Consider the following 6,328-nt stretch of genomic DNA (forward strand, 5'->3'; position numbering starts at 1 on the left):
AAATCCACCGCCAATATTACCAAGGGATAGATCGCGATTTGATAGAGGGCGATCCTTGTTTTTCGATCCCAACCAACCCTTTAGTCGCGAACAGCGGCAGAACCAAAACAGAATATCGCGAGATATAGGAAAACCGAGAGACAGGATGCCGCCCGAAAGAATGCAATTTCCCAGAGAACTGAGAAATTTCATCAATTCAAATATCAGAGATTCTGTTATTCAGTCAGCATTTCGCGGCGACATCGGCAGAAATTTGGAGGTAGGGAAAATATCGGAAGCTTTGTCTCTGCTGGACAAATCTTTCAGCCAAGAATTCCAGGAATATTTCGGCATCAACATCAGCGACGAGTTGGTATCCCCAGAGGAAATTCAAAAAAAGTTAGCATCCGTGGGCAAAGAAACTGGCACGAAACCCAGCTTAATTTATCTGTTCTCGCAACCGGAAAAATTAAATTTAATGCTAATAACTTCTTGCGGTGAAGTTGTTCACAAAAGCGTACCGACCGCGAACCGGCAAGAACTGCTGAAAGTTGTAAATGAGTTCAGGGGTGAGATTACCAAACCGGGCGTGCGGGGTACTACGAGTTATCTACCATCTGCCCAACAGCTTTATAAGTGGATGATTGCGCCTTTAGAGGACAGTTTGAAAAGCTGCGAAACGGATACTATTTCCTTTGTTGTCGATCGGGGTTTGAGAGGTATGCCCTTTGCTGCTTTGCACGACGGCCAGCAATTTTTGGTGGAAAAGTACAATCTCAGCCTGATGCCCAGCATTAATTTAACAGATAGTCGCTACGTCGATATCAGAAATTCTCAAGTTTTAGCAATGGGTGCGTCGCAATTTTCCGAGTTGAATCCTTTGCCTGCAGTTCCTGCTGAAATAGCGGCTATTTCCAGAGAGTGGCCGGGAGTTAGTTTTCTGAATGAGGGTTTCACTTTGGATAATTTGAAGCGATCGCATGAAAGTCGGCCTTTTGGAATTATTCACTTAGCTACTCATGGCGAATTTCGACCGGGGGCGCCGAATAATTCTTTTATTCAGTTGTGGGATAGTCGATTGCGACTCGATCAATTGCGGGATTTGAGATTGAATGATCCGCAGGTGAATTTATTAGTTTTAAGTGCTTGTCGGACTGCGGTGGGAGATGCACAGGCAGAGTTGGGTTTTGGGGGGTTGGCGCTGCAAGCCGGGGTGCAAACGGCTTTGGGGAGTTTGTGGTACGTTTCAGATGAAGGTACTTTGGGATTGATGAGTGAGTTTTACCAGCAGTTGAAGACGGCGCGAATTAAGGGGGCGGCGCTGCGACAAGCCCAAATTGCGATGTTGCGGGGAGATGTGCGTTTGGAGGGCGGCAGATTGCGGGGTTCAAGTCGGGGTGAGGGGGTGGAGTTGCCGACTTCGCTGCAAGGGTTTGCCGATTTAAAGTTGTCGCATCCTTATTATTGGTCAGCTTTTGTGATGATTGGGAGTCCTTGGTGATTCCAAGGGACTCGGCGGTTGAAACCGATCCTATACAAACGAAGTCCGCCTCTGCGGACTAATGGCTACTTTTTGCGCCTAGTCCAACACCAAACGATCGCACCTGCGAAGATACCGATCGCACAACTCAGAAAAAAGGAAAATATAAACGGATGCAATACTGCTGTTAAGGGTGCGGTAGCGGGATGGTTTTTGAGAGTCTCGAAGAGTTTGTCTGTGCCGCTAGATTCTGCGATGCCGCCTGTTGCTAAACCGACGCCGATCGCCCCAATTTTTCTTTCTAGGCGAGCGTCTCGCTTTTTCTCTGCTTGCTCGCTTTTGCGGAGTTCGATTTGGTTCTCGCGATCGATCGGCGCTTGCTCTATTTCTACTATGCCTCGAATTGAGGCGATCTTTGTTAGTGCGATTTCTAAGCCTTGTTTGTGAGTCTACAATCTTCTCGATTCCCCCTACTGCTTATTAAGGGGGCTATGGGATCGAATTATTACAAATGCGAGTAAAGTTTCCAGCATTCTCGCGCAATTTCCCAATCTTCCTGCGTGTGAATTACCAAAACTCTCGCCGCTGAATCCACTGTCGCAATATCTTCATCAACTGGCGAGTGTTGATTCTTCTCCCCATCCAATTTTAACCCGATAAATCCAAAAGCTTCGCAAGCCGCACCCCGCACCACAGGCGAATTTTCCCCAACTCCCGCCGTAAAAATCAAAGCATCCAACCCTCCCAAACTCGCCAGCATTGCACCAATTCCGGCGCGCAAACGGTGAATGTAAATATCCAAAGCAAGTTGAGCTCTTTCATTACCTTGGGCGATCGCATCTCCAATCTGCCGCATATCGCTAGATACCCCAGAAATCCCTTTTAAACCAGAATTACGATTGAGAATATTATCTAATTTTTCAGAAGTTAAATCCCCTCGCCTTAACAAATGAATTATAATCCCAGGATCGATCGAACCCGATCGACTTCCCATCATCAAACCTTCCACAGGCGTAAATCCCATCGTCGTGTCAACACTCGCGCCCCCGCGAATCGCCGCCAGAGAACATCCGTTGCCCAAATGACAGCTAATCAGCCGCAAATCAGCCAAATCGCGGTTCAGAAGTTGAGCAGCCCTGCGAGCGCAATATTGATGGCTAATGCCGTGAAAACCGTAGCGGCGAATCCCGTTTTCGAGCCATTCGTAGGGGCCGGGATAAACAAACGCAGCGGGCGGCAATTGCGCGTGAAAAGCTGTATCAAATACTGCTACTTGCCGCACATTTTGGAGGATTTTTTCAAGGGCTTCGATGCCTTCGAGGTTGGCGGGATTGTGTACGGGGGCAAACAGAGATAAACGAGCGATCGCCTCTTTAACATCCGGCGAAATCAACGTACTTTGCTGATAGTCTTGTCCGCCATGTACGACGCGGTGGCCGACAATATCAATCTCCTTTAAATCATTAATGGTTTGAGTTTTTCCCCGCCAAAGAGTCTCCAGCATTCGAGAAATAGCAGCTTGGCGAGAGTCTGAGGTAAACTCCTCTTCAAGCCGATCGCCCTTTGCTGTTTTGACTTTCAACTCTGCTATACCCTGCTGGTGAGTCCAGTCTATTTGAGCCTCCCAGAGAGGTTGCAAAGGTCGATCGGGCAGGACATCGTTTAACTCGTAAAGACAGCTCTTTTGACTGCTAGAACCCGCATTTAACACCAGTATTTTCATGCTTTATTATGTCCTGTTGATTCATTCTTTCGATCGCTAGGCGATAGAAATCGCGTTTTGTCAAACTTTCGTCCCAGCAGAGGGGGACTAAAAAATCTTGAGATCCTGGGAAAATTATTAAGAAAAATGTCGAAAAATTAACTGTTAATGCAATCTGTAGCTAACAGTTGCATTTTTTTGATATATCTTCTATGCAGATTTTCATTTACTAAAGTTTAAGGAGCCGACGATCGATGTTTACACCAATTTTACTTGCCACTGTCGCCAGAACCGTAGAGTGGAGCCCCGAGATCGGTTTAATTATGATTATTTGCAATATTGCAGCCATTGCTTTCGGCAAATCAACCATCAAAAATCCTCACACAGGCCCAGCCGCGCCCTCATCGAATCTGTTCGGCGGCTTGAGCTTGGGTGCACTTGTGGGAAGTCTCTGCTTCGGTCATATTCTGGGAACAGGTACGATTTTAGGATTGTCTTACCTCGGTGCGATTTAGTTTCAGACTCTAGGGTGCGCCCAGCGCACCTTACCCGCAATTTCAAGTACCGGGTAAATTGCGGAGGTTTTCGTCCATGTACGATCGATCGCCCAAAACCTCCAGCAGCGGCCCGCGAACATCAAACTTGACAATACTGACAGAAGCTGCTAACGCGGCAATGCGATAGCGATAACGTCCCAAATCAATCCCCAAGAGACTGCACAGAATAATTCTAATAGTCGCTTTGTGCGAGACAACCAAAACATTACCGCTCTTGTACTTTTCCTCAATTTCTGCGATAACTAAGGACGATCGGCTAGCAATTTCCACGGAAGTCTCGCCGCCATTCGGTGCATTCCAAGCAGGTTCAGTCAGCCAATTAATATAATCTTCTTCGTAGTCTTTTTTGACCGCTTCTACTGTTTTGCCTTCCCACTCACCGTAATTAATTTCCTTCAGTCCGTCGCGAAGCTGCATTTCAATTCCCACAGCATCGCACAAAGGTTTTGCAGTAGCAATAGTTCGTTTCATCGGACTGACATAAACAGCATTCCAAGGCAATTTTGCGTAAGTGGCGCCAAACTGTTCTGCCATTTGAGTACCTACGGGCGTTAATTCTGGGTCGATATGGCCGCAGAAACTGCCAGTCTTGCTGTAAGTCGTTTCACCGTGTCGTACAAAGTAGATTTTTAAGCTCATGAGTTAATTGTGTGTGAATTTTACTATGTTAGCAAAAGAGTTTAAAAAACTCCTTCAAATCATCGAGTGCAGGATTATCCCAATCCCAAATATCTTTTTTCTGTTCCATAACATAATCAAACCCAGACATACTGCATTTCCTTCCAGCTTGTTTCTGTTCCTGAATTTAGCAAGTATCATACCTGAGATAGATGCTCACCCAGAATTTATCAAAACCTTTCTGGTTAATTTGCTTTCCCTGGCTTTCTATGCAAGTTTTCCAGCTATTCAAACAATCAGCATGAGGAGATTCTCTAGCCTTTATTGCCTTTAAAAGCGTTTCTAGTTCGCATTTACCTCCAACATTTGTAAAGTAACAAGCCAATTTTGCATTTGTTCCATTATCTCCACAAATATCTATAAATTGTTTAGTGCGTGACAAAGTTTTAGATTTAAACACCTGTTGTATACATTTATTTACCCATTCTAACCGCTCTGGCTCGGAATAGTTTTCAATATCAAGAATTAGCCCAATTTTTTCTATATCTATTTTTTGCAGGTCGGCTTCTAAAGCTTTTAAAGTAGTGATTAACTTTGTTTCACTAAAACTTTTTTAAATGAAATATATTTTTCATATCGGCACTTTTTCCTGGGCTAAGCTAGCTTGATTTTGGGTTAATTTGCCTTGCAGTTTACTTTTTTTATTATGGCGTTTCCACTTTCTCAAACTATTAGCAATCACCCAAGTTAACAAGCCTGCACTTAAGCTCAGAAAGATAATTAACATGAAGGTAGCAAAGGCGCTCAAACTGAATTGTTCATTAATGTTTATTACTCCCGGTTTCTCCTCGATCCAGTATGGGGCGCTAGCTGCTACTACTCCGGCTGCACCTATTCTTGCACCTACTACGGCTATGGTAGTTTGCAGGTTGCGATCGATCTCTGTTTGTTCGGTTTCTACTATTCCTCGGATGGAGGCGATCGCGCGATAGAATAATTTTTGACCCGGTTCTAAATATCTTAAATCCGCTTTAATTTGACCATGGTATTTATTCGATCGGCTTGACATCTGTTTGAAAAAATATCGTTCGTCTTCTGGAATTTCTGCTGGCTCATTAATAGTTATAACAGGCGCACTGACAAATAACAGTTCCGGCGATCTACTGATAATAAAATCACAACTGCCGTTTAATCCCTTACTGGCATCTACACTAAAATCGATTCATAAAACCAGCTAATTTGATAATTTAACTGTTTTCTGAGTTCCACCAGAATCGGATCGATAATTAATTCCGATCGCGCTTTTTCTGTATTGCTGCCAAGTGCTAAAGCGATATTATCGCGCAGGGTTTCTTGCAGGAAAGCGCTGGGTGCTAATTCTGGAAGTTCCGCAAAGATATCAAAACGCTCGGAAATCGTCAAATTAAAGTCTTTTGCAACCCGATTTAAGGTAAAATCACTGTAAGACATTTGAATGGTATGCAAAAGTTATATCGTGTCCGGTTGTATCAGTTGCGTAGGGGCGGGTTTAGCCGACAATTGTTTCATCAAACAAACAACTTTTCGTCAAAACCCGCCGTTACCAAGCGTGACCGATGCTAACAGACATGATATTATTGGCCGATCGCACAAAAAGCAGCCCCATAAAAAGGCGAAACAAAGGGTACATATCAATCTCTACAGCACGTGCAACGTCTCTACAGCTACACGAACCTTCGGTGTACCTCATACGGCTGCAATGCTCTACCCAACCTACGAATGATTAGATCGATTTATCACCCTAAGTACGGGACAGCCGGGTAGTTTACGTAAATCTACTGTAGGAGATCACTCAGTTTCCGAGTAATTTGATACTGGGAGAAAACCTATCCGAAGCGTAACAAAATGAACACAGCTACACGAACCTTCGGTGTAGCTCATACGGCTGCAATGCTCTACCCAACCTACGAATGATTAGATCGATTTATCACCCTAAGTACGGGACAGCCGGGT

8 protein-coding genes are annotated in these 6,328 nt (G+C 44.6%); 3 read left to right on the plus strand and 5 right to left on the minus strand.

Features of this window, described 5'->3' with window-relative positions; all coding sequences use genetic code 11:
* Positions 1 to 1,480, plus strand: a 1,480-nt coding sequence (locus tag QUA13_RS26135) for a CHAT domain-containing protein (RefSeq protein WP_333203211.1), incomplete at its 5' end; no start/stop codon positions are given.
* A gap of 18 nt (positions 1,481 to 1,498) precedes the next feature.
* Complete coding sequence (locus tag QUA13_RS26140) at positions 1,499 to 1,906, plus strand: hypothetical protein (protein ID WP_333203213.1); 408 nt, start codon at positions 1,499 to 1,501, stop codon at positions 1,904 to 1,906.
* Positions 1,907 to 1,964: 58 nt separating this feature from the next.
* On the opposite strand, the gene QUA13_RS26145 is transcribed toward QUA13_RS26140, so the two are convergent.
* A complete protein-coding gene (locus QUA13_RS26145; protein WP_333203215.1) occupies positions 1,965 to 3,182 on the minus strand; it encodes an acetate kinase in 1,218 nt (405 codons plus the stop codon).
* A 233-nt stretch (positions 3,183 to 3,415) separates the two neighbouring features.
* Between QUA13_RS26145 and psaK the strand changes: the two genes are divergently transcribed.
* Positions 3,416 to 3,676, plus strand: a complete 261-nt coding sequence (psaK, locus tag QUA13_RS26150) for a photosystem I reaction center subunit PsaK (RefSeq protein WP_333203217.1) — start codon at positions 3,416 to 3,418, stop codon at positions 3,674 to 3,676.
* Positions 3,677 to 3,718: 42 nt separating this feature from the next.
* On the opposite strand, the gene QUA13_RS26155 is transcribed toward psaK, so the two are convergent.
* From QUA13_RS26155 to QUA13_RS26170, 4 genes are all read right to left on the minus strand, one after another.
* On the minus strand, positions 3,719 to 4,357 hold the full coding sequence (locus QUA13_RS26155; protein ID WP_333203219.1) for a histidine phosphatase family protein: 639 nt from the start codon (positions 4,355 to 4,357) through the stop codon (positions 3,719 to 3,721).
* Positions 4,358 to 4,523: 166 nt separating this feature from the next.
* Positions 4,524 to 4,925: a DUF3226 domain-containing protein gene (locus QUA13_RS26160; RefSeq protein WP_333203227.1), complete on the minus strand. Its 402-nt coding sequence runs from the start codon at positions 4,923 to 4,925 to the stop codon at positions 4,524 to 4,526.
* Between the two features lie 42 nt (positions 4,926 to 4,967).
* Complete coding sequence (locus QUA13_RS26165; protein WP_333203221.1) at positions 4,968 to 5,405, minus strand: hypothetical protein; 438 nt, start codon at positions 5,403 to 5,405, stop codon at positions 4,968 to 4,970.
* 137 nt (positions 5,406 to 5,542) lie between these two features.
* Entirely contained in the window at positions 5,543 to 5,806 is a 264-nt protein-coding gene (locus tag QUA13_RS26170; RefSeq protein WP_333203223.1) for a hypothetical protein, read from the minus strand.
* Positions 5,807 to 6,328: the final 522 nt, after the last annotated feature.

Source organism: Microcoleus sp. S28C3, from assembly GCF_036700785.1.
Taxonomy (GTDB): domain Bacteria; phylum Cyanobacteriota; class Cyanobacteriia; order Cyanobacteriales; family Microcoleaceae; genus Microcoleus; species Microcoleus asticus.